General features: G+C 74.9%; 20 protein-coding genes. 6 read left to right on the top strand and 14 right to left on the bottom strand.

Annotated features, from left to right (window positions below):
* Positions 1–36 precede the first annotated feature (36 nt).
* The 8 genes from argG to ACWGL3_RS18545 form a co-directional block, all read right to left on the bottom strand.
* Positions 37–1,488 (bottom strand): argininosuccinate synthase, encoded by a 1,452-nt coding sequence (gene argG, locus ACWGL3_RS18580; protein WP_267949757.1) that lies wholly within the window; start codon positions 1,486–1,488, stop codon positions 37–39.
* Between the two features lie 140 nt (positions 1,489–1,628).
* On the bottom strand, positions 1,629–2,384 hold the full coding sequence (locus ACWGL3_RS18575) for a methyltransferase domain-containing protein (RefSeq protein WP_267949758.1): 756 nt from the start codon (positions 2,382–2,384) through the stop codon (positions 1,629–1,631).
* 4 nt (positions 2,385–2,388) lie between these two features.
* Entirely contained in the window at positions 2,389–3,120 is a 732-nt protein-coding gene (locus ACWGL3_RS18570) for an SDR family oxidoreductase (RefSeq protein WP_267950369.1), read from the bottom strand.
* A gap of 77 nt (positions 3,121–3,197) precedes the next feature.
* A complete protein-coding gene (locus tag ACWGL3_RS18565) occupies positions 3,198–4,058 on the bottom strand; it encodes a TauD/TfdA family dioxygenase (protein WP_452461604.1) in 861 nt (286 codons plus the stop codon).
* Positions 4,048–8,415 (bottom strand): AMP-binding protein, encoded by a 4,368-nt coding sequence (locus ACWGL3_RS18560; protein ID WP_452461603.1) that lies wholly within the window; start codon positions 8,413–8,415, stop codon positions 4,048–4,050. The genes ACWGL3_RS18565 and ACWGL3_RS18560 overlap by 11 nt, the downstream gene beginning before the upstream one ends.
* Positions 8,412–8,993, bottom strand: coding sequence for a DUF6309 family protein (locus ACWGL3_RS18555; RefSeq protein WP_267949760.1), 582 nt, complete (start codon positions 8,991–8,993; stop codon positions 8,412–8,414). Before ACWGL3_RS18555 ends, ACWGL3_RS18560 begins: the two co-directional genes overlap by 4 nt.
* Entirely contained in the window at positions 8,990–9,799 is an 810-nt protein-coding gene (locus tag ACWGL3_RS18550; protein WP_452461602.1) for a phytanoyl-CoA dioxygenase family protein, read from the bottom strand. The genes ACWGL3_RS18555 and ACWGL3_RS18550 overlap by 4 nt, the downstream gene beginning before the upstream one ends.
* 707 nt (positions 9,800–10,506) lie before the next feature.
* A complete protein-coding gene (locus ACWGL3_RS18545) occupies positions 10,507–10,896 on the bottom strand; it encodes a winged helix-turn-helix transcriptional regulator (protein ID WP_267949762.1) in 390 nt (129 codons plus the stop codon).
* A gap of 131 nt (positions 10,897–11,027) precedes the next feature.
* On the opposite strand from ACWGL3_RS18545, the gene ACWGL3_RS18540 reads away from it, so the two are divergent.
* Both ACWGL3_RS18540 and ACWGL3_RS18535 read left to right on the top strand, forming a co-directional pair.
* Positions 11,028–11,885 (top strand): SDR family oxidoreductase, encoded by an 858-nt coding sequence (locus ACWGL3_RS18540; protein WP_452461601.1) that lies wholly within the window; start codon positions 11,028–11,030, stop codon positions 11,883–11,885.
* 161 nt (positions 11,886–12,046) lie between these two features.
* The gene (locus ACWGL3_RS18535) at positions 12,047–12,841 is read left to right on the top strand and encodes an SDR family NAD(P)-dependent oxidoreductase (RefSeq protein WP_267949764.1); all 795 of its coding nucleotides are present in this window, start codon (positions 12,047–12,049) and stop codon (positions 12,839–12,841) included.
* A gap of 85 nt (positions 12,842–12,926) precedes the next feature.
* On the opposite strand, the gene ACWGL3_RS18530 is transcribed toward ACWGL3_RS18535, so the two are convergent.
* Together ACWGL3_RS18530 and ACWGL3_RS18525 are read right to left on the bottom strand one after the other, a co-directional pair.
* Positions 12,927–16,397, bottom strand: a complete 3,471-nt coding sequence (locus tag ACWGL3_RS18530; RefSeq protein WP_452461600.1) for a PHP domain-containing protein — start codon at positions 16,395–16,397, stop codon at positions 12,927–12,929.
* A gap of 145 nt (positions 16,398–16,542) precedes the next feature.
* On the bottom strand, positions 16,543–16,788 hold the full coding sequence (locus tag ACWGL3_RS18525; RefSeq protein ID WP_267949766.1) for a hypothetical protein: 246 nt from the start codon (positions 16,786–16,788) through the stop codon (positions 16,543–16,545).
* A gap of 308 nt (positions 16,789–17,096) precedes the next feature.
* On the opposite strand from ACWGL3_RS18525, the gene ACWGL3_RS18520 reads away from it, so the two are divergent.
* A complete protein-coding gene (locus ACWGL3_RS18520; RefSeq protein ID WP_267949767.1) occupies positions 17,097–17,891 on the top strand; it encodes an SAM-dependent methyltransferase in 795 nt (264 codons plus the stop codon).
* Between the two features lie 57 nt (positions 17,892–17,948).
* On the opposite strand, the gene ACWGL3_RS18515 is transcribed toward ACWGL3_RS18520, so the two are convergent.
* Complete coding sequence (locus ACWGL3_RS18515) at positions 17,949–18,338, bottom strand: roadblock/LC7 domain-containing protein (RefSeq protein WP_267949768.1); 390 nt, start codon at positions 18,336–18,338, stop codon at positions 17,949–17,951.
* Positions 18,339–18,785: 447 nt separating this feature from the next.
* Between ACWGL3_RS18515 and ACWGL3_RS18510 the strand changes: the two genes are divergently transcribed.
* Positions 18,786–19,676, top strand: a complete 891-nt coding sequence (locus ACWGL3_RS18510; RefSeq protein WP_267949769.1) for an endo alpha-1,4 polygalactosaminidase — start codon at positions 18,786–18,788, stop codon at positions 19,674–19,676.
* Between the two features lie 67 nt (positions 19,677–19,743).
* On the opposite strand, the gene ACWGL3_RS18505 is transcribed toward ACWGL3_RS18510, so the two are convergent.
* Positions 19,744–20,493, bottom strand: coding sequence for a YqjF family protein (locus ACWGL3_RS18505; RefSeq protein ID WP_452461599.1), 750 nt, complete (start codon positions 20,491–20,493; stop codon positions 19,744–19,746).
* Between the two features lie 415 nt (positions 20,494–20,908).
* On the opposite strand from ACWGL3_RS18505, the gene ACWGL3_RS18500 reads away from it, so the two are divergent.
* A complete protein-coding gene (locus tag ACWGL3_RS18500) occupies positions 20,909–21,370 on the top strand; it encodes an acetyltransferase (RefSeq protein WP_267949771.1) in 462 nt (153 codons plus the stop codon).
* Between the two features lie 87 nt (positions 21,371–21,457).
* On the opposite strand, the gene ACWGL3_RS18495 is transcribed toward ACWGL3_RS18500, so the two are convergent.
* Positions 21,458–22,378 carry a ketopantoate reductase family protein gene (locus tag ACWGL3_RS18495; RefSeq protein WP_452461598.1) on the bottom strand — a complete coding sequence of 307 codons (921 nt, stop codon included), beginning with the start codon at positions 22,376–22,378 and terminating at the stop codon, positions 21,458–21,460.
* A gap of 241 nt (positions 22,379–22,619) precedes the next feature.
* Here ACWGL3_RS18495 and ACWGL3_RS18490 point away from each other — a divergent pair, with 241 nt between their 5' ends.
* Entirely contained in the window at positions 22,620–24,149 is a 1,530-nt protein-coding gene (locus tag ACWGL3_RS18490; RefSeq protein WP_452461597.1) for an acyl-CoA synthetase, read from the top strand.
* 238 nt (positions 24,150–24,387) lie between these two features.
* On the opposite strand, the gene ACWGL3_RS18485 is transcribed toward ACWGL3_RS18490, so the two are convergent.
* Positions 24,388–25,620: a methyltransferase domain-containing protein gene (locus ACWGL3_RS18485; RefSeq protein WP_452461596.1), complete on the bottom strand. Its 1,233-nt coding sequence runs from the start codon at positions 25,618–25,620 to the stop codon at positions 24,388–24,390.
* Between the last annotated feature and the right edge of the window lie 555 nt (positions 25,621–26,175).

The following is a 26,175-nucleotide window of genomic DNA, read 5'->3' as shown; positions in this document are numbered from 1 at the left end:
GCCCCCGGAAGGCGGTGCGGACGGCGGGAGCGGACCTCAGTCCGTGCCGGACTCCATGGCGACGTGGTCGAGCCAGTCCTCGTCGGCGGCCTGGCCGCGGGAGGCGATCGCCTCGGCGCCGCCCTCGGGCATCGCGCCGATCAGACCCGTCGCCGCCGCCTGGGCGGCGCCGATCGAGGTGGGGTGGGCGTCGCCGCTGCCGACCATGCCGATCCTGGCGTAGTCCTCCAGCTTGGCCCGCGAGTCGGCGATGTCGAGGTTGCGCATGGTGAGCTGGCCGATGCGGTCGCCGGGACCGAACGCGGAGTCCTCCGTGCGCTCCATGGACAGCTTGTCCGGGTGGTAGCTGAACGACGGCCCGGTGGTGTCCAGGATCGAGTAGTCCTCGCCGCGGCGCAGCCGCAGGGTCACCTCGCCGGTGACGGCGGTGCCCACCCAGCGCTGGAGCGACTCGCGCACCATCAGCGCCTGCGGCTCCAGCCAGCGGCCCTCGTACATCAGCCGGCCCAGGCGGCGGCCGTCGTTGTGGTAGCTGGCGAGGGTGTCCTCGTTGTGGATGGCGTTGACCAGGCGCTCGTAGGCGGCGTGCAGCAGGGCCATGCCCGGGGCCTCGTAGATGCCCCGGCTCTTGGCCTCGATGACCCGGTTCTCGATCTGGTCGGACATGCCCAGGCCGTGCCGTCCGCCGACGGCGTTGGCCTCCAGCACCAGGTCCACGGCGGTGTCGAACCTGCGGCCGTTGATGGTCACCGGCCGGCCCTGCTCGAAGCCGATCGTGACGTCCTCGGGGGCGATCTCCACCTCGGGGTCCCAGAACCGCACGCCCATGATGGGGTCGACGATCTCGATGCCGGTGTCGAGGTGTTCGAGGGACTTGGCCTCGTGGGTGGCGCCCCAGATGTTGGCGTCGGTGGAGTACGCCTTCTCCGTGCTGTCCCGGTAGGGCAGGTCGCGCTCGGCCAGCCACTCGGACATCTCCTTGCGCCCGCCGAGCTCGTTGACGAAGTCGGCGTCGAGCCACGGCTTGTAGATGCGCAGGGAGGGGTTGGCGAGCAGGCCGTAGCGGTAGAACCGCTCGATGTCGTTGCCCTTGTAGGTGGAGCCGTCGCCCCAGATCTGCACGCCGTCGTCGAGCATGGCGCGGACCAGGAGGGTGCCGGTGACGGCGCGGCCGAGCGGGGTGGTGTTGAAGTAGGGGCGCCCGCCGGACCTGATGTGGAACGCGCCGCAGGCCAGGGCGGCGAGCCCTTCCTCGACCAGGGCGGCGCGGCCGTCGACCAGCCGGGCGACCTCCGCGCCGTAGGCGTTGGCGCGGCCGGGCACCGAGGCGATGTCGGGCTCGTCGTACTGGCCGATGTCGGCGGTGTACGTGCAGGGAACCGCGCCCTTTTCGCGCATCCACGCGACGGCCACGGACGTGTCGAGGCCCCCCGAGAAGGCGATTCCGACACGCTCGCCGACAGGAAGGGAAGTGAGTACCTTGGACATGAAAATAAGTATGCAGAAAAATGAATGAACATGCAATCTGGGGCCGGGTCGGCACCGTGGATGTGGCCGTTCTCATCCCCGGGGGCCGCGCCCCGGCACCCGGCGGGCCGCGTCCCCGCGACCCGCCCCGCGCCCCTCCGTCACCGTTCCGCTTCGAGGTGCCTCCAGCGCACCGGGTCGAACGCCGCGGACGTGCCCCCGCCCTCGCGGGAGGCCCCCGCCGGCGCGCGGGCGCCGGCGCACTCCAGCACCAGCATCTCCGGGTCCCCCGGGGCGAACGCGTAGTCCACCCGCTCCACCCGGGAGGGGACGCCGCACTCCGCCAGCGACTCCCGCATCCGCTCCAGCGCCGGATACCGCTTGTTGCTCGTGTGCTGGAACAGCGGGTACAGCCGTACCTGTCCACGGGACACGCGCACCAGCTCCAGGAGCGCGTCCCGGTGCCACCCCTCGCCCAGCTGCTCGCCGTAGGAGAACAGCAGGTGGGAGCTGAGCACGAGGTCGAACGAGCGGTCCGCGAACGGCAGGTCCGGCAGCGACCCCGCGACGTACCTCCCGGGCCGCGCCGCGACGTCCGCGCCGAACGCGCGCGCCGAGCGCGAGCGCATCCGCGTGTACCGCGCCGGGCCGCCGAACCAGCTCCAGTCGTACTCCCCGGCGCGCTCGACCAGCTCCGCGTGCTTGTGCTCGTTCTCCCGCAGGGCCAGCTCCCCCAGCCCCTCCCGGCCCGGCCCGTACTGGGGGTCCACGGCCACCGCGTCCGCGCCCCGGGCCCCGGCCTCCGCCACGAAGCCCGCGGCGCCGCCGGGGCAGTCCAGGATCCGCAGCGACAGGTCGTGGTCCGAGAGCGAGAACATCGCCCGGTACTCCTCGAAGGAGCGAGCGCTCACGAACACCCGCTCACCCCCGCCCGACGAAGGGCATCGTCGTCGGCAGCACCGTCAGGTACTGCACGTTGGCCTCCAGGGGCATCGACGCCATCAGCAGCAGCGACTCCGTGAACCTCTCCACGGGGATGGTCTGCTCCACCGCCATCGTCCCGTCGGCCTGCATCGCGGGCGGCTGCGGGCCGCCGTCCGCCGGGGCCACGTTGCCCACGTCGATCTGCCCGCAGGCGATGCCGTGCGCCCGACCGTCCAGGGACAGGGCCCGGGTCAGGCCCAGGACCGCGTGCTTGGCCGTGGTGTAGGCGACGGAGTGGGGCCGCGGCACGTGGGCGGACGGGGCCCCGTTGTTGATGATGCGCCCGCCCGGCGGCGACTGCCCGCGCATCACGCGGAACGCCTCCTGCGCGCACAGGAAGGTCCCGGTGACGGTGGTGTCCATGATCCGCCGCCAGTCCTCCACCGCCACCTCCTCCACGGGCGTGCGGGGGACCGCCGCCCCCGCGTTGTTGAACAGCAGGTCCACCCGGCCGAACCGCTCGCGCACCGCGGCGAACAGCGCCTCCACCTCCGCGGGGCTGCGGATGTCGGTCGGCACGGCCAGGACCCGGTCGGCGTCCGGCCCGGCGAGGCCGACGGTCTCCTCCAGCGCCTCCTTGCGGCGCCCGGCCACCGCGACCGACCAGCCGTCCGCGAGCAGCGCGAGCGAGGCCGCCCTGCCCAGGCCGCTGCCGCCCCCGGTGACCACGGCGGTCCCGCGCGCGTGCGCCCGGACCGCGTCCCGTCCCCCCGCGCGCCCCGGCGCGCGGTCCTCCCCGCGGGGGCTCACCGGCTGCCCGTGTTCATCCACGCCCGCAGCACCCGGCGCGCGCGGGGGCCGGGCTCGTCCACGTAGGGGGAGCGCCCGTGCAGGACCCTGCTGTTGCGGATGAGCAGCAGGTCGCCCGCCGCCAGCCGCAGGCCGAAGGCGATCTCCGGCCGGTAGAGGACCTCGTCGAGGACGTCGAGGGCCTCCCACTGGCGCTCGGTCAGGGGCGGCCCGCCCCTCTCGGGCGAGGTGCGCACGGTACGGGTCTGGTAGTAGCAGCCCACCGTCCCGTCCTCCTGGGTGAACAGGATCGGGGAGACGATGACCTGCTGCCCGGCCCGCCCCGTCCGGTCGAAGGTCCAGTCCTCCTCCAGGGTCGCCAGGACGTCCGGGCGCTCCCGCTCGATGATCTCCCGCACGTACCGCGCGCTCGCGAGCTTGGTGTCGCCCCCGCCCAGCACGGCGGGCTGGAGGCAGAGCAGGACGAGCACGTCGCAGGTGTCGCAGTGGAACCCCAGCTCGGTGGCCCCGTCCCCGTCCCGGTCGCGCAGGACCTGCCACAGGTCGCCCTGGGCGTTCTGCGGGATGATCTCGCCGAAGTCGCGCAGCACGAAGGACAGGGCCTCCACGATCTCCCCGCCGTCCGCGGACGCGTCCATCAGGTTGGGCACGTGGGCGAAGCCCACCGAGCGGATGCTCTCCTCCGTGAAGGCGCGGAGCCCGTCGCGCACGTGCGCGGCCCGGTCCCACCTCCCGGCGGTGGCGTCCGCCCAGAGCAGGCGCCTGTCCTCGTCCCCGAGCGGCTGCGACCACAGCGCTCGACGGGTGTCCAGGGTCGTGCTGCCCCAGCCGATCTCTGTCACGGTGTCATCGGTCATGGTGAGGATCGTTCCCTTCGTCGTGAACATCGGCACCCGGTTCCGGCAGGAAGCCGACACCGGCGGCCCACGCCATGGCGGCGGACCACCACGCGGGGGTCGGCGGGGCGAAGCGCACGCCGACACGGTCGAGCGCGGCCGCGGTGGAGGAGCTGTCCACCACGACGTTGCGGTCCTCCAGCTGCGACCACGCCGAGGCCAGCCGCGCGGCGGTCGGCCTGGTCCGCTCCACCCGGGCCAGGGCGGCGGCGAACGCGTCCTCTCCGGTCAGCTCGATCGGGTAGCCCAGGCCGACGAGCCAGGACACGAGCTCGTCGTGGGGCACCGTGTGCGGCGTCTCGACGTGGTAGGCGCCCGGTGCCGCGTACGGGTTCGTCACGATCGCCGCGATCCCGGCCGCCACCGTGTCGACGTGGGAGAACGCGAAGGTCTCCCCGGGCCGGCTCGGCGCCGCCCCGGCCAGGACGTAGCCGCGGACCAGCTGGTAGACCCTGTTGTCCTCCACGTTGGCCTGGAAGGCGCCCGTGGCGCTGTGCGCCGCGACGTGCCCGCTGCGGTGGACGTAGCACTGGCGGCCCGACGCGGCCCAGGCGCGGACGGCCTCCTCGGCCGCGAACTTGGTCCTCTCGTAGGGGGTGCGGAACCCCTGGCCGATCCGCAGGTCCGCCTCGCTGAACCGGCGGGCCGGCCCCTCCACCCCGCCGGCGACGGCCAGGGTCGACAGGTGGTGCAGCCGGGCGCCGGGGACCTGCGCGTCGACCCACCCGAGCAGCCGCCGGACCGCGGCGACGTTGGTCCGCTCCAGGTCGGCGGGCGGGGCCACCAGACGCACGTCCGCGGCGGCGTGCACGACCACCTGCACGTCCCGCACGCGGGCGAGGGCCTCGGGGGACAGGCCCAGGCCCTCGCGGTCGATGTCGCCCGCGACCACGTCGAACCCGCCCCGTCCGGCGACGGCGCCCTCCGGTCCCGGGGGGAGCCGCAGCGCGGCGTCGGCGTCGCGTTCGCCCCGCACCAGGCACGTGACCCTGGCCCCCCGGGCCGTGAGCGCGGCGAGCAGGTGCCTCCCCACGTAGCCGGTGGCCCCGGTGAGCAGGGCCCGCACCGGTTCGCCGGTGACCCGTGCGCGCGGCGCGGGCTGGACGGAGCCGTCGTACAGCAGCCGGCCGGAGGTCGAGACGGGGGACCTGGTGTGGGGCAGGGGAGTGGCGCCCGCCTCGGCCGCCACGGCGCGGCCGAAGGACGCGACGACGCCGTGGGCCGCGTCGTGGGACAGCCGCGGCCACGCGTACACGAGGTCGGTCACCAGCCGCCCCTCGACGATGCGGGCGGTCAGGCGCATCCGGTACAGGGGATCGCCGTCCGGGCAGCGCGCCGCCCCGCCCGCCTCGGGAGCGACGGACCACCGCAGCGACGGCTCGTCGGGCAGCTCGAACGTGCCCAGGAAGTTGAACCCCACGTCGGGGCGCGGACCCGGCGCGTCCATCGGCAGCTCCGGGGCCTCCCGCACGCGGCGCTCGACCTCGCCCACCCGCTCGGCCACGGTGTCCGCTCCCGCCGGGCGGCCGTCCGGGCCCCACAGGGCCCCGGCGGCGGTCCGGCCGGCGCGGTCGTCGCGCCGGGACCCGCGGACGGTGTCCGCCGGCCCGGCCCGCACCGCCCGGACGGGGTGGTCGACGACCACGTGCTTGACCGCCGTGAACCAGCCGACGGTGTCCATGTGGTCGCCGCCCTCGCCGGTGGTGTCGCGGCCGTGGGTCTCCACCTCCACCCCCAGGCGCGACCGGCCGCTCCAGCGCAGGGCGGCCTCGGCCAGGGCCGTCAGCAGGAACGCCTCCAGGCGCTGGGCCCGCCCGTGGCGCCGGACGAGCCGGGCGGTGGCGCTCTCGTCCAGGGCCCAGGTGAGGGCCACCGGCTCGGTGGTCCCGGCGGGCTCCGGCACGGCCCGCTCCGGCGCGGGGGGAGGCGGCGGGGCCTTCGCCGCCCACCGGTAGAAGTCGGCCGTGGGCGGCAGGTCGGACCGCTGCCCGGAGAGGGCCGCCCGGTAGGCGTGGGCGAGGTCGTCGAGCAGGATCCGCCAGGAGAGGCCGTCGACGGCCAGGTGGTGGACGATCACCGCGAGCCGGTCCCGGACGCCGTGCCCGCCGGAGAAGAGGTGGACCCGGATCAGGCGCCCGGCCCGCGGGTCCATGCCGCGCTGCAGTTCGGAGCACGTGGCCTCGACCGCCTCCGCCAGCTGGCCCGTGGTGCGGGGCAGGGAGGAGAAGGTCACCGCGTCCACGTCGCCGGAGGGGCGGGGGACCCCGGGGCCCTCGGGTCCCACCGGCTGCCGCAGCGCCGGGTGGCGCCGCAGAACGTCCTCCACCGCCGCGGAGAGGGCCGCCGCGTCCACCGGCACCCCGCAGCACAGCACGGCGGACTGGTTCCAGTGCCGGTGGTCCCCGAGGCGCTGCCGGAACAGCCAGCGCTGGGCCGGCGCGAGTGCGCCGCCCTCCCCGGGCCCCTCTGCTCCCGCGTCTTCGCCGACCTTCGCGTCCTCGCCCGCCGGCCGTGCGGCGGAGGCCAGGAGCATCGGGGTCGGGTTCCGGTAGAAGTCCTCGAACGCCACGCGGTACCCGGACCGCCGCAGCAGCGTGACCGTGCGCATGGCCAGGATCGAGTCGCCGCCGAGTTCGAGCACGTCGGCGTGCGGGTCCACGAAGGGCAGGCCCAGCGCGCCCGCCCACAGCTCCGCGACCGCCCGCACCAGGGGCATCCCGATCCGCTCCGGGGCCGCGTCCCGGCCGGGGCCGGCCCGTCTGCCGCCGCTCTCCAGGACCCCGTCCACGACCGCGGCCAGGCGGTCGCGGTCGAGCTTGCCGTTCGGCCCGGTGGGGAAGTCGGGCAGGGCGACGATCGGCTGCGGGATCGAGTACCCGGGCAGCCTGTCGCGCAGGTGGGAGCGGAGCGCGTCGAGCACGGCCCCCTCGTCGTGCCCGGCCGCCGGGCGCACCGCGGCCAGGAGCTGTCCCCCCGAGGAGTTCTCCCGCACGAACACCGCGGACTGGCCGACGCCGGGGAACTCGCCGATCACCCACTCCACCTCGGCGGGGTCCACCCGGAAGCCCCGGATCTTGACCTGGCGGTCCGTCCGGCCGGTGAAGACGAGGTTCCCGTCCGGGCGGCGGCGGCACGTGTCGCCGGTCCGGTACACCCGCTCCCCGTCGTGCCGGACGAAGCGGAGCGCCGTCTCGTCGGGACGGCCGTGGTAGCCGGCGGTGACCCCGCGCCCGCCTATGAGGAGCTCCCCCTCCACCCCGTCGGGGACCGGCAGGCCGTCGGGGCCGAGCAGGCGCAGGGAGACGTCCCCGAGCGCCGTGCCGACGGGGACCGTCGCCTCGTCCGCCGGGAGGTCGGCGGGGGAGGCGGCGACGAAGCACGTCGCGCCGATCGTGGTCTCCGTGGGCCCGTAGTGGTTGACCACGCGGTCCGCCACGCCCCCGGCGAGGAGGCCGGCGGCGAGGGAGCGGGGGAGCGTCTCACCGCCCAGCAGCAGCGTGCCCAGCGGCGGGCTCCCGGGGGGCCGCCCCTCCAGCAGGGCCGTCAGGTGGGAGGGGGTCGTCTTGAGCACCGACACCCCGGCGCCGGCCAGGGACGCCCAGAACGCCTCGGGGTCGCGGGTCTCGTGGTCGGGTACCACGTGCACCGAGCCGCCCGTGGCGAGGGCGAGCAGCCACGAGGTGTGGCCGAGGTCGGCCGCCATCGTCGTGACGTGCGCGACGCACGGCGCGTCCGCGCGGGTCAGCCCCAGCCGGCGGCGCAGCGAACGGGCGTAGTGGACGGCGTTGGCGTGGGTCACCGCGACGGCCTTGGGCTCCCCGCTGGACCCCGACGTGAAGGACAGGTAGGCCGTGTCCGAGGCCGGTTCGGTCCCCGGCGCGGCGGCCGGCACCGGCGGGTCGACCGGCCCCGCGGCGGCCAGCGCGTCCACGTCCAGCACCTCGGCGCGGTACCCCTCGGGCGCCGGCACCGCCCCGTCGGTGCCGAGCACGTGCCGCACGGCGACGGCGTCCAGGCGCGCCCGCACGTCGGGGGCGCTCCACGAGGGGTCGATGAGCACCGCGGCGGCGCCCGAGCGCAGGACGCCGTACAGCAGTGCGCACACCCGGCCGTCGCGGGGGCCGATCACCGCCACCCGGTCGCCGCGCCCGGCGCCGAGGCCGTGCAGGTGGGCGGCGACGCGACCGGACGCGGCATGGAGCGCGCGGTAGTCGAGGGAGCGGACGCCGTCGGTCAGCGCCGTCCGGTCCGGATGGGACCGGGCCCCCCGGGTGAGCAGGTCGGGGAGGGAGAGCGCGGGACGCATCGTACGGGTCAAGGGCGTGGGCCTCCGGTTCGCGCGGTGTCGGGGCGGCGGTGCGGTGGTTGCGTGGCCGGGACGGGGGAGCCGGCCACGAACGCCTCCAGCGGCTCCCCGGGGGACAGGCGCCGGGACAGCTCCCAGGCGATCATGCGGTGCAGGCCGTCCAGGTGGATGAGGCCGGTGCGGACGCGGAGGTCCCCGTAGTCGGAGTGCGGCACCGGGCGGGTGCTCAGGTAGACCGGGGTCAGGGGCGCGCTCCGCAGCAGCTCCAGCTTCCGCGCGCAGACCGGGTTGGCGGCGGCCATGCCCGGACCGCCCGCGCGGATCCGGTCCGCGGCCTCGCCGACCGTCAGGCCGGACCGGGGCACCAGCTCGACCGCGCCCCCCTCGCTCAGGTGCCAGGGCAGGACCACGCCGAGCACCTCCTCCCTCGTCAACCGGACCAGGGACCAGGCGCCGAGCAGGTCCTCGGCCATGGCCAGGGCCTTCTCCCCGTCGCGGTTGGAGTTGGCGGGGTGGGGCCGGTCGGCGGGATGGTCGCGCAGGTACACCGCCCTCACCTGGTCGTACGTGACCGGGTGGACGAGCCTCACGCGGTGGCCCCCCGCTCGGCCGCCGCGTACTCGGTGAAGTGCCGGGCGGAGAACAGCTCGGGCCACCGCCCGCCGCCCAGGTCGAGCTCGCGGGCGCGGGAGAGCATGTACCGCCAGTAGGGCTTGACGGGCCGCCACCGCGCGCCGGCCTGGCAGTACGACGCGTCGACGAAGTAGCGGGGGCGGGAGGGGGCGGGGCCGGCGGGTCTGCGGGCGTGGAACAGGGCGGAGTTCATCAGCACGGTGGAACCGGGAGGGAGGCTGTCGATGACGACCTCGCCCGGCAGCTCCGCGGTCCCCAGGTGGGCGCGGGCCGTCTTGTCCGCGTGCTCCCGGTGGGAGCCGGGCAGGACCGCGAGGCTCCCGACGGTCCGGTCGAGGCCGCCGAGGTAGTGCAGGGCGTGCACCATCAGCAGGTCCGGGTCCTCCCGGTCGTTGGGCTCGTGGTCGTGGTGCCAGGGCTTGCCGGTGGTCGCGGCCCCGTGCCGGTCGCTGTGCAGGTGGTGGAAGACGAAGGAGGGGCCCATGAGCTCGGACAGGACCTCCATCAGCGGCTCGTGGGTGAGGAGCCGCCCGTGGGCGGGCAGCTCCAGCTCCAGGAGCGGGGGAGGGCCGTGCACGTCCGGGGCCAGGCAGGCGGCGATCGAGCGGTCGCGCAGGCCCTCGTCCACCCAGCGGTCGACCTCGGGCAGGAGGCTGCCGAGGAGGGGGGCGGGGAGCAGGCCCGGGAGGACGAGGTATCCGGATTCGGCGAACTGTTTCTGCCGCGTGGTGACGGTGTCGCCTTCCTGGGGAAACGCATGCATCAGGATATCGCCCCTGTTTCGCACGTTGGTGGTGGGCCGTTCGCGTGGCACGAGCGGGACGCTCGAGAAATATCGATCATGGACCGGTTATGCGCAGGTGGGCGGTGGTCGGCTCCTCGTGCTTGCCGGTCATGATCTCGGGGAACGGCGGGAGAGCGAGGCCGGCGGGGGACGCCGGGCCGAAGGTCGCCAGTATCAGTTTCCATTTGCTTCGGGCGATGTCAAGGGAAACCGGGAAATACCGCTGCGACCTGCTGGGATGCCTGACTCTTCTGCTGAGGGTGTTTTGCATGGTGCCGGAGGGTCGATTTCCCTTTTCGTTCCTCGGCTCGGGGGGCGGGTGCGGTTTCCCGTTCGCACTTCCGGACTTCGTCGCCGGGGTCGAGAAATGTTCTACCGGCGGGCCGCAGGTCGGGGGGTGGACCACCGTGTTCCGATGTGGGCGCACCATGCGGAATCCCTTTTGTCAAGGGTTGCGTATTGTCGGTGGATTGTGCTTGCGGGTAGGGAAAGCGGTTGCTCGGCTGTATGTCGGAAATCTTGGGGGAAGAGGTGTGGATGGGAATGCTGTGAAAGGAGAAAGGGAGAAGGTGCACCGTCGTCCCATGGGGCGGGATCCGAGGGTGCGGGGTCCGCCCGGCGGGGCCCGCGGGGCGCCGTCGTGCGCGGGCCGCGCACGGCCGCCTCCGTGTCCGGCGTCCGGGGGCCTACGCGTCCCCGTCCGGCCCGGCTCCCGTGCCGGGGGCGGCGACGTGGTCCTGGGCCCACTCCACGAGCGGCAGCAGCAGCGCGGTCACCTCGCGGCCCTCGTCGGTGAGGCTGTAGACCACGTACGGAGGGACCACCGGCCTGGCGTCGCGCAGGACCAGCCCGTCCGCCTCGAGGGTGCGCAGGGTCTGGGCGAGCATCTTCTCGCTGATCCCGCCGATGGCGCGCAGCAGCCCGCTCCAGCGCAGCGGCCCTGCGGCGAGGGAGATCAGGACGAGCACCCCCCACTTGCTGGTGACGTCCCCCAGCAGCCGCCGCGAGGGGCAGTCCGAGGACAGGACCTCCCCCCGTGGCCACGGGCCGGCCGGGTTCTCCTGCGACGTCTTCATGCCCGGACCTTACCAAAAGGTAGGTACCTCACTTAAAGGTGCGTACACGACTTCTGGAATGCGCTCGAGAACAGGCCTGTTGCCACCGCACGAAGGCCGGGAACCCCCGGCCCGCGATCGGAAGGACCCGCATGTCCGTCGTCATCACCGGCGCCACCGGCCACCTCGGCCGGCTCGTCGTCGCCGACCTCCTGGCCCAGGGCCTCCCCGCCGACCGGATCACCGCGACCGGGCGTGACGCCGGCCGGCTGGCCGCGCTCGCCGCCACCGGAGTGCGGACCGCGCGCGCCGACCTCGACGACCCGGAGTCGCTGAAGGCCGCCTTCCAGGGGGCCGACACCCTGCTCCTGATCTCCGGGAGCGAGGTCGGCCGACGGGTGCCCCAGCACACCAACGCCGTCCGGGCCGCGCAGGAGGCCGGGATCGGGCACATCGTCTACACCAGCGCCCCCAGGGCCGACGACACCACCCTGGTCCTGGCCCCCGAGCACAAGGCCACGGAGGAGGTCCTCGCCGCCTCCGGCGTCCCCGCCACGATCCTGCGCAACGGCTGGTACAACGAGAACTACGGGCAGCAGCTCGACCGGGCCCGCGAGAGCGGCGTCGTCACCGGCAGCGTCGGCGGGGGAAGGGTCGCCAGCGCCTCCCGGCAGGACTACGCCGAGGCCGCGTCGGCCGTCCTCCGCGCCCCGGAGGCCCACGCCGGCGCCGTGTACGAGCTCTCCGGCGACACCGCCTGGACCTACCCGGAACTGGCCCGGGACCTCGGCGAGGTGCTCGGCCGCGAGGTCGTCTACCGCGACCTCACCCCCGAGGAGCACCTGGCCGCGCTGACCGCGGCCGGACTGGACGAGGGCACCGCCGGGTTCGTCGTCGCCCTGGACGCCAACATCCGCGACGGGGAGCTCGAGGCCGCCGGCGGAGAGCTGTCCCGCCTGATCGGCCGCCCGACCACCCCGCTGGCCGAGACCCTGCGCGCCCTGGCCTGACGCCCGGAGGGCGTCCGGGGCGCCGGGCGGTGCGGGGACCGCCCCGCACCCGCCCGGCCGCGCCCGCGGGTCGCCGTTGTGCGCGGGCCGCGCGCGCGACTACCTTCGTGTCCGGCGCTCCGCCCCACCGGAGCCGCCTTCCGACGGTAGGGAGCCCCCGCATGCGCATCGACCTGTCCGGCAGGACCGCCCTGGTCACCGGTTCCACCCAGGGCATCGGCCTCGCCATCGCGCTGGGCCTGGCCCGCGCCGGCGCCCGGGTCGCCGTCAACGGCCGGACCGGGGAATCCGTCGGCCGGGCGCTGGAGGGCCTGGGCCGGGAGCTCCCCGGGGCCGAGCTGGTCGCCGCCCCGGGGGACATCGCCACCGACGAGGGCGCGCGCCGCGTCCTCGACGCGGCGGGGCACGCGGACATCCTCGTCAACAACCTCGGCATCTTCGGCGCCCGGCCCGCGCTGGAGGTGGACGACGACGAGTGGCGGCACTACTTCGAGGTCAACGTCCTCACGGCGGTGCGCATGACGCGCGGGCTCCTGCCGGGCATGAAGGAGCGCGCCTGGGGCCGGGTGCTGAACATCGCCAGCGACTCGGCGGTGGTCGTCCCCGCCGAGATGATCCACTACGGCGTGACCAAGACCGCCCTGCTCTCGGTGTCCCGGGGCTTCGCCAAGGAGGCCGCGGGCACGGGGGTCACGGTCAACTCCGTGATCGCGGGCCCCACGCACACGGGCGGCGTGGAGGAGTTCGTCTACCAGCTGGTCGACAGGGACCTGCCGTGGGAGGAGGCCCAGCGCGTCTTCATGCGGGAGCACCGGCCGCAGTCCCTCCTCCAGAGGCTGATCGAACCGGAGGAGATCGCGAACATGGTCGTCTACCTCAGCTCGCCCCTGGCCTCGGCCACGACGGGCGGCGCCCTGCGCGTCGACGGAGGGTACGTCGACTCGATCCTGCCCTGAGGCCCGCCGCCCGGGCGGCGGAGGGCGTTCGCGACCCGGGGGCCGCGGGTCCGGTCCCGGCGCACGGGAGGCCCGTCCGCGGGCGTCAGCGCCCCGAGCTGCCGGGGCTGGCGTGCCACAGGCGGCGCCGCGCCGCCCCCGGGAGCGGGCCGGCGGCGGACCGCCCCGGCGGCGGCCCCGGAGGGACCGCGGACGGGTCCGCGCGCAGCGCCTCCGCCAGCGCGTCGGCGCCCCGCTCCTTCCAGACGCGGTGCAGTTCGGCCAGGTCGTGGGCGTGGGAGGCGGTCAGCGTCGCCAGCCCCGTCCCGGACCGGCGCACCCTGCCGCGCACGGCCAGCAGCAGGGAGGAGAACACCGTGGCCGCGCACCGGTGCTGCACCGACGAGAAGAAGGTCAGGTCGGCCAGCCCCGTCGCGTCGTCCACGGTCGCGAAGACGATCCGCTGCCCGGACCGCACCGCCGGGGTCTGGGTGGCCACCTTCACCCCCGCCACCAGCACCTCCTCGCCCGCGGGCACCAGGTGCAGGTCCTGGGCGCGCACCAGGCGGTGGCGGACCGCCAGGAAGGCGAGGAAGTCGGCGTAGCCGTCGAGCAGGTGCCGCTCCACCTCGTAGCCCAGCACCTCCAGCTCGGCCGAGACCCGTTCGTCCGCGGTGGTCGCCGGGAGGGACCCCCGAGCCGGCGCCGTGCCCTCCAGCGGCAGCGGGAGCTGCCCCCGGTCGGTCCGCGTCCTGCGGGACCTCTCCAGGGCGGACACCTGGAGGAGCAGGTCGCGGCGGTCGGGAGGCCCGTCCCCCCGCTGTCCCGCGCCCTCCCCGGGCGGTTCCGCGCCCGTGCCGCCCGCCCGCGGCCCCGGGACGGCGTCCGGCCCCCCGCCCACCCCCGACAGGGCGTCGAAGGCGCCCACCCGCACCAGGCTGTCCAGCGCCTCGCGGGACAGGTGCGCCCGCTCCGCGGCGTCCGGCAGCGACAGGAACGGCCGCTCCGCCAGGATCCGGTCGACCTCCGCCCCGGTGACGCCCCGGACGTCGGCCAGGGACGCGCGCACGCCCCACCGCCCGTCCGGCGCCCGCTCGGCCCGCCACGGGCGCTCGGACCGGTTGACGTCCACGCCCAGGACGGGGACCCCGAAGCGGCGGGCGTCGGCGACCAGGACGCGGCGCGGGTACATGCCGGGGTCGTGGGTGAGGATCCCCGCGTAGAAGGCGGCCGGGTGGTGCCGCTTGAGCCACGCCGACTGGTAGGTGGGCAGCGCGAAGGCGGCGGCGTGCGCCTTGCAGAACCCGAAGGAGCCGAACGAGGCCACGACCTCCCAGGCGCGTTCCACGGTCTCCTCGTCGTGCCCGCAGTCGTAGGCCATGGAGGTGAACTCCTCCCGCACGTCGGCGCGCCCCTGCTCCGTGTCGAGCCTCCGGCGCATCGCCTCGGCCCGGTCCGGCCCGCAGGTGGTCATGGCGTGCAGGAGGGCGATGATCTGCTCGTGCCAGATCACCACCCCGCCGGTCTCGGCGAGCACGCCGTCCAGGAGCGGGGTGAGCGACCGCGCCGGGGGCGCGCCGTCGCGGGCCGACAGGTAGGGGGTGACCATGTCGCTCTTGACCGGCCCGGGGCGGAACAGGGAGATGTCGGCGATCAGGTCGGCCATGTCCGCGGGGCGCAGGCGGCTGAGGAGCTCGCGCTGGCCGGGCGACTCGATCTGGAAGCAGCCCAGGGTGAGCGACGCCCCGATCATCGCGTAGGTCGCCTCGTCCCGGGGCAGGGCCTCCAGGTCCGGCGCCCGGCCGGTGGTGCGCTCCACCTCGGACCGCGCGTGGGCCAGCGCCGACTGCATGCGCACCCCGATGACGTCCAGTTTGACGAGCCCCATCCGCTCCACGCCGTTCTTGTCCAGCTGGACCACGGGGTAGCCGGCCGGGGAGGGCTCGACCGGGACGCGGTCGCGCAGGGAGTCGTCGGAGACGACCAGGCCGCACGGGTGCATGGCCGTGTGCCGGGGCAGGCCGTCCAGCCTCTCCGCCAGCCGGAACAGGTTCTGGGTGGCGGGGTCGTCGAGGCCCGCGCCGTCGTAGCGCCGCAGCTCGGGCAGCTCCCGGGCGGCCTCGCGGATGCCGCTCGCCCTCAGGTGGGGGAAGGCCTTGGCGAGCCGGTCGACCTCCAGCGGGGGCAGGCGCAGGGCCGCCCCCACCTCCCGCAGGGCGCTGCGGGCCCGGTAGGTCTCCGTCATCGACACGCACGCCGTCCCGCCCGGGTGGGCGCCGAACACCGCGTCGTAGGCCTCCAGCCTGCGGGCGGACTCCACGTCCAGGTCGATGTCCGGCAGACCCGGGCGGCCGTGGCCCAGGAACCGCTCCATCAGCAGCCCGTGGTCCAGCGGGTTGACGGCGGAGACGCCCAGCAGGTGGTTGACCAGGCTGCCGGTGCCCGAACCTCGGATGGAGCAGCGGATGCCCTTGTCGCGGATGCGGGCGGCGGCGTCGGCGACGGTCAGGAAGTAGGCGGGCAGGCGCTTGTTCTCGATGACCTCCATCTCCTGGGACAGCCGGTGCAGGGCGCGGGGGTCGCGCCCCAGTCCGAGCCGGACCAGGCCGTCCTCGCAGGCCCGCAGGAGCCGGTCGGACGCGTGGGGGACGGAGGGCAGGTGGAGGCCGCCCATGCCGAGGTCGGCGGCGGGGTCCAGGACGCAGGACGAGGCCAGGGCGGCGGTGTGGGCGATCAGGCGCCGGGCGCGGGCGGTGTCCCCGCCGCACAGCCGGTCGGCGACGGCGAGCATCTCCGCGCCGTTCTTGAGGTAGGCCCGGTCCGTGGCGGGGCCCGGCCGGGAGCCGCCGGGGGCCCACCGCCGGGCCTGGTCCAGGACGTGCGCCACCTCGGCGTCCTCCGCCACGGGGTAGCGGACGGCGTTGGTGAGCACGGCGAGGGTGCGGGTCTCGGCGGCCAGGGCCAGCAGGGCGCGGGCGGTGCGCCGCTGTCCGGGCAGGCCGTGGTCGGCCACGGCGATCGCGACCTCGGCCGCGTCCTTCCAGCGGGCGAGCAGCCGCCGGGCGTGGGAGGGGCGTTCCCGGGCGACGGCCTCGCCGACGTCGGAGTCCGGGCCCAGGAGCACGACCACGCCCGAGGAGTCGCCGGCCACGGCCGCGTGGGGGAGGGCCGGGGCCCCCGGGGCCCGCGGCGGGTTGGAGGGGCCGGGCCCTCGCTCCGGCCGGGGCCCGTGTCCCGCCCCGGGGGCGGAGCGCGTGTGGGCGTGGGCGCGGGTGACGAGGCGGCACAGGGTCGCCCAGCCGGTGCGGCCCCGGGCCAGGAGGGTGACCCGGCCGCCGTCGGGGGAGTCCAGCGCGAGGTCGCAGCCCAGCACGGGGCGGATGCCCGCCCGGCGGCAGGCGTCGACGTGCCGGACCATGCCGTACACGCCGTCGCGGTCGGTGAGGGCGAGGACGTCCTGGCCCAGGTCGGCGGCGCGGGCGGCCAGGCGCTCGGGAGGACAGGTGCCGTGGTGGGCCGAGAACGAGGAGGCGACCCCCAGGTGGGCGAAGTCCGTGTGCTCGCTGCCGTGCCGCATGCGCGGTCCCTTCCCGTGTGCCGGGCCTCGGCCCATGCCTGGTGCCGGTGGGGAAGAAGCGACACAATCGAACCTATGTACGAATTCTAGACCATGAGGGGCGCGGCGGCATCCCGGGGCGGCGCGCGCACGGCGGGGCCGCGGGTCAGCCGCTCACGCGCCGCTCGCGCGGGACCCCCTGGTAGGACTGCCCGGCCATCTGCGTCACCCGCGTGGCCGGGACCTCGGCCACCTCCCAGCGCCACTGGTAGGGCTCCTCGCGGTACTGCTCCACCCAGGTGATCCGCGCCCGGAGCCCGGCGCGCGTCTCGACCCACGCCAAGAGGTAGGCGTACCCGCCCGCCTCGCGGGCGCGGACGAGGGGCGGCACACGGGTCAGCGGACTCGGCATGTGCCCATTGTCGCAGGTGGGGTGGTGAGTGGCCGGGGTCTTCACGCCACATCCTCCGACACCGGGCTCCCCGGGGGCGGTGCGCCGGCCCCCGGGGTGTCGGGTGCGGGCCCGCGTCCGTCGGGCGGCGGAGCCGGCGCCTTGGGCGGGGTGCTCCGGCAGGGGCCGGTCCGTGGCGGCCGGAGGCGGCGGCCCCGCCGGTGCGGGCCGGGCGCGTGCGAAACCACTGTGACGTAAGGGATGTAGGGGGACGAACGGGCCGTAGGATCAAGGCCCCGATACAGCGACAGCAGTGAGGCGGGCGATCCATGAACGGTCAGGAACCGGCGATCGACACCACGGTTCCGCACTCGGCGCGGGTGTGGAACTACTGGTTGGGCGGCAAGGACAACTACCCCGTCGACCGCGAGGCGGGGGACCAGTTCCTGGAGGCCTTCCCGGGCATCGCGCAGATGGCGCGGGCCTCGCGGGCCTTCCAGGAGCGCGCCGTCCGCCACCTTGCGGGCGAGGTCGGCATCCGGCAGTTCCTGGACGTGGGCACGGGCCTGCCCACCGCGAACAACACCCACGAGGTGGCCCAGTCGGTGGCTCCCGAGTCGCGGGTCGTCTACGTGGACAACGACCCGCTCGTCCTCACCCACGCGCGGGCGCTGCTCACGAGCACCCCCGAGGGGCGCACCCAGTACGTCCACGCCGACCTGTACGAGCCCGAGGCGATCCTGGAGAAGGCGGGCGAGCTGCTGGACCTGGACCGACCCGTCTCCCTGATGCTCATGGGCGTCCTCGGCCACGTCCGGGACTACGAGGAGGCCGTCTCCATCGTGCGGCGGCTGCTGGCCGGACTCCCCCCGGGCAGCCACCTCACGGTGAGCGAGGGCAGCAACGTGCACAGCAGGGAGAACGTCGCGGCCCAGGACGAGTACAACGAGAGCGGCGCCGTGCCCTACATCCCCCGCAGCCCCGTGCAGATCGGCGGCTACCTGGCCGGGCTCGAACTGCTGGAGCCGGGCCTGGTCCCGGTCACCCGCTGGCGCCCCCCGGTCGCGGGCGCCAGGCAGCCCGCCGAGGTGGACCAGTACGGCGGTGTCGGCAGGAAGGCCTGACGGCGCGCCGGGGGCCGCAGTCCCGCGGCCCCCGGGCGGGCCCTCCCGGGGGCCGGGCTACCGGCGGGCCGGGAGGGACCCCTCCAGCTCCTGGACGAGCCGGTCCAGGGCGACCGCGGCCCGGGGCAGGGGGGTGTCGGCCCTGGTCAGCATCACGACCCGCAGGAACTCGCCGACCGGGCGCACGAGCAGCGATCCGCCTCCCCGGAGGCGGATCACCACGTGGTCGACCGCGCCGTACCGCGTCAGCGAGCCGATGCGCCCCGCACCGCTGAAGAGGAAGCTGCCCAGGGCCGAGAGCTGGTCCGCCCCGCGGCGGTCGGCGCCCCGGGCCAGGGTGTGGACCATGCCTCCCTCCGTGCAGAGCACCACGTTCTCGACCCCGGGGACCTCCGCGAGGAGGGCGCTCAACGCCGGGCTGGTACTGGGAGGGCCGGTCTTGTTCATCGCGAACCTTCTGGCAGTCGGGTGGAGGCGGGACCGAGCGCATCGCGGGGGATTCGAACGCAGAACGGATATAACGCTCGGAAACGGCGAAGATACACTGTGCTGCAACTCGTTCAAAATTCAACTTCCCCGGCGGTAAAGCCCCCCTCGCGCGCCGCCGCCGGACCGGGGCGGTCGGCGCCGCGTCCCTCCGGCGGAGCACCGGGTGCAGGTCCAGGTCACAGGCGCGGGACGCGCCTTCGCCGGGGCGCCCCGGCGGGCCGCGGGCGCACCCCGGGGCCGGCTCCTCCCGGAGCCGTCCGAACACGAGTGCGGAAGATCACGACGGCGGCCGGTGCGGAACACTGGACGCGCGGGCGGGAGGCCCACCACACTCCGCCCGGGGAGACTCCCCGGCACCACACCACGACGCGGCGGACACCCCCGCCAGACGAGAACGGACGATCCATGCCCGCACCACGACGGATCCGGGGAACGGCCCCCGGCGGACTCCTCGCGGCCCTCCTCGCCGTGACCACCGCCTCGGCCTGCGCCGGACCGGGTGAGACCGAGGCCGAGGCCGTCGGGGCCCACGCCGCCGACGAGAGCTCGACCGGGACCGCCGAGGGTTTCCCCGAGGGCACCTTCGACTACCAGCTCGGCGCCTCCTACGAGCCCCCCGCCGGGGTGGGAACGGTGGTCCGCGACTCCACGGCCGAACCCGCGCCGGACATGTACTCGATCTGCTACGTCAACGGGTTCCAGACCCAGCCGGGCGACCTGGAGTGGTGGCTCCTCGAACACCCCGACCTCATCCTGCGCGACGCCTCCGGCGAACCGGTCGTGGACCCGGGGTGGCCGGCCGAGCGGATCCTGGACACCTCCGACGAGGACAAGAGGGCCGACATCGCCGAGATCCTCGCCGAGACCATCGCCACCTGCGCCGAGAAGGGCTTCGACGCGGTCGAGTTCGACAACCTCGACTCCGACCTGCGCTCGCAGGGCCTGCTGACCCAGGACCACAACCTGGCCCTGGCCACCGAGCTGGTCGCCCTGGCCAACGGGCACGGTATGGCCGCCGGGCAGAAGAACGCGGCCGAGGTGACCGAGCGGGGCAGGGACGAGGTCGGCTTCGAGTTCGCCGTGGCCGAGGACTGCGCCGTCTGGAGCGAGTGCTCGGCCTACACCGGGGTCTACGGGGACGACGTGATCGCGGTGGAGTACCCCGACGCCCTGGAGGAGGCGGGGATGACCTTCGCCGAGGCCTGTGACGCCGAGGGCGCGCCCTCCCGGATGATCCTGCGCGACCTGGACCTGGTCGGGCCGGAGCACGGGGACTACCTCTACGAGGCCTGCTGACCCGGGCGGTCCGGCCCCGCAGGCACGCGCGGTGACCCTGCGGCCCGTCCTCGCCGGCGGGCCGAGGTCACCGGTGGCGCGGAAGGGCCCCGCCCGGCGCGAACCGGGTGTCCGTGCCCGGTGAGAACAGCACACTCGGTACTCCCGGGGGCCGGGTGATCCCCGCCCGCTCCAGGAGCGTCTCGTCCCAGCCGAGGGGGCTCGCCCGGTACAGCCGCCAGTCCGGATGGGCGGCGGCCACCCACCGGGTGCGGCCCGCGTGGTGCGTGTGCAGCCCCCACCGGTCGGTCACGAACCGCTCGAAGGGGGACGGGTCGTCGACCGGGTCGCCCACCCGCAGGCGGAAGCGGCCCCGGGCCGGGCCCGGGGACCGGGGCAGGCGCCGCCGGGTCGCGTACGCCGCCCCGTCGCCGTCGGCGCCGACGCTGACGTCCGACCACATGTACGGGAGCCCCGCCGCCGCCCGCCCCGCGAGGACGGTGTGCGCGGAGGAGGCCTCCAGCGACAGGAAGACCACCCCCCGGCGCCCGAGGCCGTCCACGGAGTACAGCCGGACGTTGACCTCGCCGTAGCCGCCGCCGGGCACCCCTCCCGGCAGGCGGGTGCGCGCCACACGGAAGGCGACGACGCCGACGTAGGTGACGCCGTCCAGGACGTCCGGCCGGGTGCCCGGGGGCAGGAGCGGGGCCGCCTCCTCCGGGGGGAGCGGCCAGTGCCAGAAGGCGACGTCCCGCCACTCCTGGAGCATCAGGGCGGGCCGGGGGAGCGGCGGGGCGGTGGGCGGGGGGAGCCGCGAGGCGTCGGGTGCGGAAGCCATGAGGGCATGCTCCCAGCCCGTGCCGCCGTCCGTGGGCGCGGCCCGCCTCAGCCGCCGAAGTCCCCGCTGTCGAACGCCCCCTCGTCGGCGTCGCCCTCCTCCCCGTAGGAGCTCAGGAAGAGGAGGTCCGGGAAGCCGTCGCCGTTGACGTCGTCCGCGGCATCGCCTCCCCGTCCCTCGGGGACGGGGAGGCGTCGGGGGCCGACTCCTCGGCGGGCCCGGCGGGGGCGGCGAGTCGGCCGAAGGGCATCGGGGTCTCCAGGGGGGAGCCGGCACGGGGGCGCCCATCCGGCCTTCGGGACCCCGCCAGGGTAGACCCCCGCCCCGGCGCCACCGCGTGCGCTCCGCCACGGGCCCGGCGCCGAGCGGCGGATAACCCCGTGACGTGCGGGGGCGGTCCCGGTACGGTGCGCGTATGCCCTCTTCTCTCACCGTCCTGGTGCGCCCGTCCACGGGTGCGGACGAGCACCCCGCCCTGGCGGGGATCTGGCGCAGCGCCGTCCTCGCCACGCACGCCTTCCTGACCCGGGAGGACGTCGACCACTACGAGGCGAGGATCCTGGACTCCTACCTGCCCCGCCACGACGTCCAGGTCGCCGTGGACCCCGATGACCGCCCCCTGGGCTTCATCGGCCTCGACGGCCACCACATCGACATGCTGTTCGTCCACGACGATGCCCGGGGCCGCGGCGTGGGCCGTGCCCTGCTGGCCTGGGCGGCGGAGCGGCACCCGGTCCTCACCCTGGACGTCAACGAGCAGAACCCCTCCGCGCGCGGCTTCTACGCCGCTCAGGGGTTCGAGGAGACGGGCCGCTCACCGGTCGACGGCCAGGGCCGCCCGTTCCCGCTGGTCCACATGCGCCGCGCCGCCGCCTGACCGGGCCCCGCCGCCGCGGGAGGAGCGGGCCCCGTGCCGGCCCCGCCCGCGGTGCGCCGTCCGCGCGTCCGGCGCCGCTCCCGGGGCTCAGGCGCGTCCGGCCGCGTACGCGCTCAAGGCGGTGTAGGCCAGCGAGAACAGCGGGGTGGGGACCCCCAGCTCGCGCCCCCGGGCGACCAGGTCCCCGACGATCTGGTCGGCCTCCACCGGGTTGCCCTGCGTCAGGTCCCAGTACATCGAGGTCGTGGTCGTCGCCGTGGTGTCCGCGATGATCGCGTCGGCCCGGTCCCGGGCGTCCCGACCGGGCGGGTACCCGGCGGCCGTGGCCACCGCGATGGCCTCCGCGAACATCCCGGACGTGAACTCCTGGCCGCCGGGCGCGCTGTTGACCGCACCGATCGGCGCGCGCATCAGGCACGTGCACGCGCCCAGGGTCGCCAGGAACACCCACTTGTCCCACAGCTCCTGGAGCGGGGCCCGGGTGAGGGTGGCCGAGTAGGAGCCCGCGTCCAGGGCGGCGTGCACGTCGGCCGGGGCTGCCACGGGACTGCCGGAGAGGGGCCCGTAGATCAGCCGGCCCATCCTGCCGACCTCGACGATCGCGCCGTCCCCGTCCAGCCGGGTCATCACCATGGCCACGCCGCCGTACACCCGGTCGGCCCCGAACCGCTCGACCAGCACGTCGATGTGCCGCATGCCGTTGAGGAACGGCAGGACCACCGTGTCCGGCCCCACCGCCGGCGCCACGTCCTTCAGCGCCGCCTCGAACCCGTACGACTTCACGGCCAGGACGACCAGGTCGTAGCCGGCGCCCAGCCCGTCCGCGGTCACCGCGGACACGGGGACCTCCTCCACGCTGCCGTCCACACCGCGCAGGACCAGCCCCCTGTCCCGGAGGAGTTCGGCGCGTGCGGGCCGCACGAGGAAGTCGACGTCCCGGCCCGCCTGGACCAGCCGCGCGCCGAAGTAGCCGCCGACGGCCCCGGCACCCACGACAAGGATCTTCATGTTTCTCCCACCCGGTGTCTCGTGAACACCGCAAAACGTATGACCACGGGACGCTTGCGGGCAAGGGCGAAGGAGTCGCCCCCCGGTCACGCGGAGTCGCACAGCGGTGCGGGGGCGGGGCGCGTGTCGCGGTCCGTCCCCCGAGAACGCCCCCGAACGGTTGCCGCGGCCCCCGCCACCCTCCAGGATGGGGGCGTGCCAGAGGCCCCGGGGCCTCACCGACCGGACGGAAAACAGGGGCATGAACGGTTCAACGACATCCAGCACCGTCGACGGGGTCCTCCGGCGCAGCGCGGCCCGCGCGCCCGATGCCACCGCGCTGACCTTCGATGACCGCACCTGGACCTACGCCGACCTGGACGCGGCCGTCACACGGGCCGCCGCCCGGCTCCTCGGCCTCGGCGCGGTCAAGGGGGACCGCGTCGCCGCCTACGGGCGCAACTCCGACGCCTACCTGATCGGCTTCCTGGCCTGTGCCCGGTCGGGGCTGGTCCACGTACCGATCAACTACGCGCTCCGGGGGGAGGAGCTCGCCTACCTCCTGGGGCAGTCGGGCAGCACGATCGCCCTGGTCGACCCCGCCCTGCGGTCGGCCGTCGACGACCTGCGCGCGGAGACCGGGGTCGAGCAGGTCCTGGAACTGCGCGACGGGCCGGGCTCCCTGCTCGCCGACTGCCTGGACGGGCCGGTGCCCGAGCTCGACACGGAGGTCGGCGACACCGACCTGGTGCAGCTCCTGTACACCTCCGGCACCACTTCCCGCCCCAAGGGCGCCATGATGACCCACCGGGCGCTGGTCCACGAGTACCTGTCGTGCGTCGCCGGCCTGGACCTGCGGGCCGACGACGCGCCGCTGCACGCGATGCCGCTCTACCACAGCGCCCAGATGCACGTCTTCCTGATGCCGTGGCTGGCGGTGGGCGCTGCCAACACGCTGGTGGAGGCGCCCGACCCGGCGGACCTGCTGCGCAGGATCGAGGAGGGGCGGCACGGGGCGTTCTTCGCGGCGCCGACCCTGTGGGTGGCGATGGCCAACCACCCGGACTTCGGCGGACGGGACCTGTCCAGTCTGCGCAAGGCGTACTACGGGGCGTCGGTCATGCCGGGGCCGGTGCTGGAGAGGCTGCGGGGCGCCCTGCCCGGACTGGGGTTCTACAACTGCTTCGGGCAGAGCGAGATCGGTCCGCTGGCCACGGTGCTGCGCCCGGAGGAGCACACCGGGCGGCCCGCGTCGGCGGGGCGGGCGGTGCTGTTCGTGGAGCTGAGGGTGGTGGACGAGCGGGGCCGGGACGTGGCGCCGGGGGAGCTGGGCGAGGTGGTGTACCGGTCGCCGCAGCTGTGCCAGGGGTACTGGGACAAGCCGGAGGAGACGGCGGAGGCGTTCCGGGACGGGTGGTTCCACTCCGGCGACCTGGTCCGCGCGGACGCCGGTGGCTACATCGAGGTCGTGGACCGGATCAAGGACGTGATCAACACGGGCGGCGTGCTGGTGGCCTCCCGGGAGATCGAGGACGTGCTGTTCGCGCACCCCGGGGTGGCCGAGGCCGCGGTGGTGGGGACGGCCGACGAGAGGTGGATCGAGGCGGTGACGGCCTACGTGGTCCCCGCGCCGGGGGCGGACGCGGACGCGCTGCCGGGGCTGTTGGTGGAGCACGTGCGGGGGCGCCTGGCGCCGTTCAAGGTGCCCAAGGCGGTGCGGCTGGTGGAGGAGCTGCCGCGCAACGCCTCGGGCAAGATCCTCAAGCGCGAGCTCCGCGACCGCCCCGTCTGAGCGCCCTGCCTGCCCGGCGGAAGCGTCTCGATGGTTTCGGGCCGCTCAACGGCGCTGTGGTGTGAAGGGGAGGGACGCGGACGGGCTGTTCGGACTTCACACCACCCGTGCCGCACGGCGTCGCCGGGGCGCGGCGGACGTCCACGGCCATCCGGGTCACTCGTCCGCGCAGATCAGGCGGGTACTTCCTCGGCGCTGGCATGACTCTCATCCTTCTCAAGACATGCCAGGGCCTCCATCACACCCGGCACCCGACATGAGGATGCGCACCGCCTGTTCCTGCACCGCCCGGCGCGCCCGGGAGCGGGTTGTCCGGCTCCTGGACCCACAACCGCCGTTCACCGGTGGCGGCCACCGAGACCCCCAGGAGCTCGCGGTCCACGGATCCGGCCGCCTCCCAGGTACGGCGGGCGTGGTCGATCTCCGCGCACAGGTCGCGGGGGCCGTACCGGTGCGCCTCGAAGTCGGCGTTTCCGGGGACGTATTCCACCAGGGTCCACGACCCGCGCCGGTCGAACAGGTAGACGGTCGCCTCGCCGCTGTCGTCCGCCGTGTGGTAGCGGACCGTGTTCAGGTGCGGCACCAGCGCCCCCACCGTCAAAGCCAGACCGCCGGAGGGGTCGGCGTCGCACACCGGCATCGGGTCGACCGCGGTGCGGTACCCGACCGCGCCGGCGGCCCGCTCGTCGACGAAGTCCCTCCACCGTCCGGAGGGCACCCGCTGATCGCGCAACCACATGAACGGCGCGTCGCCGACCACGCGCCCGTGCGCCACACCCCCCTCCTGCACGATCAGCCGGAGCAGGCCCGTAGTGGCGAAGCCGGTCGCCCACGGGGTGACGATCACCCCGCCGGGTCGGGTCTGGGAGATCCATGCCCCGGGGATGTCGCGTGCGGCTACCGTGGCGAGCACCCGGTCGAACAGGGCACGGTCGGGCGTCCCCTGGGCGCCGTCCCCGACGACCAGCCGCGGTGAGTACCCGGCGGCGGCCAGGCTGGACCTCGCCTGCCGGGCCAGGGCCGGGTCGATCTCGACGGAGGTGACGTGCTCTTGGCCCAGGCGTTCGCACAGCAGCGCGCAGTTGTACCCGGTCGCCGTGCCGATCTCCAGGACGTCCATCCCGTCGGTGACGTCCAGGGCCTGGAGCATGGCCACGACCAGGGAGGGCTGGGACGCCGAGGACGTGGCCCGCTCCCCACGCCCGTCCGGGTGGGCGGGGGCGCCGTCGTCGACCTGGGTGATGACCGAGACGTCGTCGTAGGCCCACCGGGACCAGTCCGGGTGCGAGCGGGGGACGGGGGCGAGCTTGCCGTCCCCGGCATCGACGTCCAGGCCCCAGACGGTGTCGGGCAGGAACGCGTGCCGGGGCACCGACTCCACGGCCCGGCGCCAGGCCGGGTCGGTCAGGACGCCCCGGTCCGCCAACCGGGCGGCCAGGGCGGCCCTGCGTTCACTGTGCGGGGCGATCACTTGCCCTGCTTCTCCCCGCCGCCCCCGTGAGGGCTCGGGTGCTGGGAGTCGTTGTCCTTGGGGTCGCCGCGCTGGTCCTGCGGTGCGTCGGGGTTCGAGTGCTTGCCCATGGCCAGACCTCTCTTGTGCGGTTCGCTGCGAGGCGACTGTAACTGTGCGTGTAAAGCGTGTCATGGCAGTGGCCGGATGTGGACCGGATACGCCAGAGACGATTCATCGGTCCTGGACACGGGCAACAGATTCCGCCCACTCCCACGAGCCCGCGGAACAGAGCCATGCCTCCCCCGCCCTCGCAGTTCGCTCTGACAGAACCATCCGAACCTGCTGGTGTCGGCGTGCTCAGCACAGGTGCGGTCGCACGACGGAGGCGGTCCCGTACGAGCGGGTGCACATGGCCACGGCGGTCAACGCCGAGGCCATCGGGTGGGAGGAGGCGCCCGATGGCTCCGGGTCCTTCCACGGCCACCACCGCTTCGTCAGCGGCGGTCGTGCGGCTGATCATCTCTGGACCGGGGACCGGCCGTGTGCGGGCGCCGCCGGGGGTGGGCCCGGCGG

The organism is Nocardiopsis sp. NPDC055824, from assembly GCF_053616335.1.
Note: the sequence above shows the minus strand (reverse complement) of the source record. Positions and strands in the feature narration are given on the sequence as shown.

What these genes read in the sequence shown, in the direction of transcription:
- argG (WP_267949757.1), bottom strand. Translation starts at nt 1,488, where the DNA reads ATGTCCAAGGTACTCACTTCCCTTCCTGTCGGCGAGCGTGTCGGAATC.
- ACWGL3_RS18565 (WP_452461604.1), bottom strand. Translation starts at nt 4,058, where the DNA reads ATGACCGATGACACCGTGACAGAGATCGGCTGGGGCAGCACGACCCTG.
- ACWGL3_RS18550 (WP_452461602.1), bottom strand. Translation starts at nt 9,799, where the DNA reads ATGCATGCGTTTCCCCAGGAAGGCGACACCGTCACCACGCGGCAGAAA.
- ACWGL3_RS18545 (WP_267949762.1), bottom strand. Translation starts at nt 10,896, where the DNA reads ATGAAGACGTCGCAGGAGAACCCGGCCGGCCCGTGGCCACGGGGGGAG.
- ACWGL3_RS18540 (WP_452461601.1), top strand. Translation starts at nt 11,028, where the DNA reads ATGTCCGTCGTCATCACCGGCGCCACCGGCCACCTCGGCCGGCTCGTC.
- ACWGL3_RS18535 (WP_267949764.1), top strand. Translation starts at nt 12,047, where the DNA reads ATGCGCATCGACCTGTCCGGCAGGACCGCCCTGGTCACCGGTTCCACC.
- ACWGL3_RS18530 (WP_452461600.1), bottom strand. Translation starts at nt 16,397, where the DNA reads ATGCGGCACGGCAGCGAGCACACGGACTTCGCCCACCTGGGGGTCGCC.
- ACWGL3_RS18525 (WP_267949766.1), bottom strand. Translation starts at nt 16,788, where the DNA reads ATGCCGAGTCCGCTGACCCGTGTGCCGCCCCTCGTCCGCGCCCGCGAG.
- ACWGL3_RS18520 (WP_267949767.1), top strand. Translation starts at nt 17,097, where the DNA reads ATGAACGGTCAGGAACCGGCGATCGACACCACGGTTCCGCACTCGGCG.
- ACWGL3_RS18515 (WP_267949768.1), bottom strand. Translation starts at nt 18,338, where the DNA reads ATGAACAAGACCGGCCCTCCCAGTACCAGCCCGGCGTTGAGCGCCCTC.
- ACWGL3_RS18510 (WP_267949769.1), top strand. Translation starts at nt 18,786, where the DNA reads ATGCCCGCACCACGACGGATCCGGGGAACGGCCCCCGGCGGACTCCTC.
- ACWGL3_RS18505 (WP_452461599.1), bottom strand. Translation starts at nt 20,493, where the DNA reads ATGGCTTCCGCACCCGACGCCTCGCGGCTCCCCCCGCCCACCGCCCCG.
- ACWGL3_RS18500 (WP_267949771.1), top strand. Translation starts at nt 20,909, where the DNA reads ATGCCCTCTTCTCTCACCGTCCTGGTGCGCCCGTCCACGGGTGCGGAC.
- ACWGL3_RS18495 (WP_452461598.1), bottom strand. Translation starts at nt 22,378, where the DNA reads ATGAAGATCCTTGTCGTGGGTGCCGGGGCCGTCGGCGGCTACTTCGGC.
- ACWGL3_RS18490 (WP_452461597.1), top strand. Translation starts at nt 22,620, where the DNA reads ATGAACGGTTCAACGACATCCAGCACCGTCGACGGGGTCCTCCGGCGC.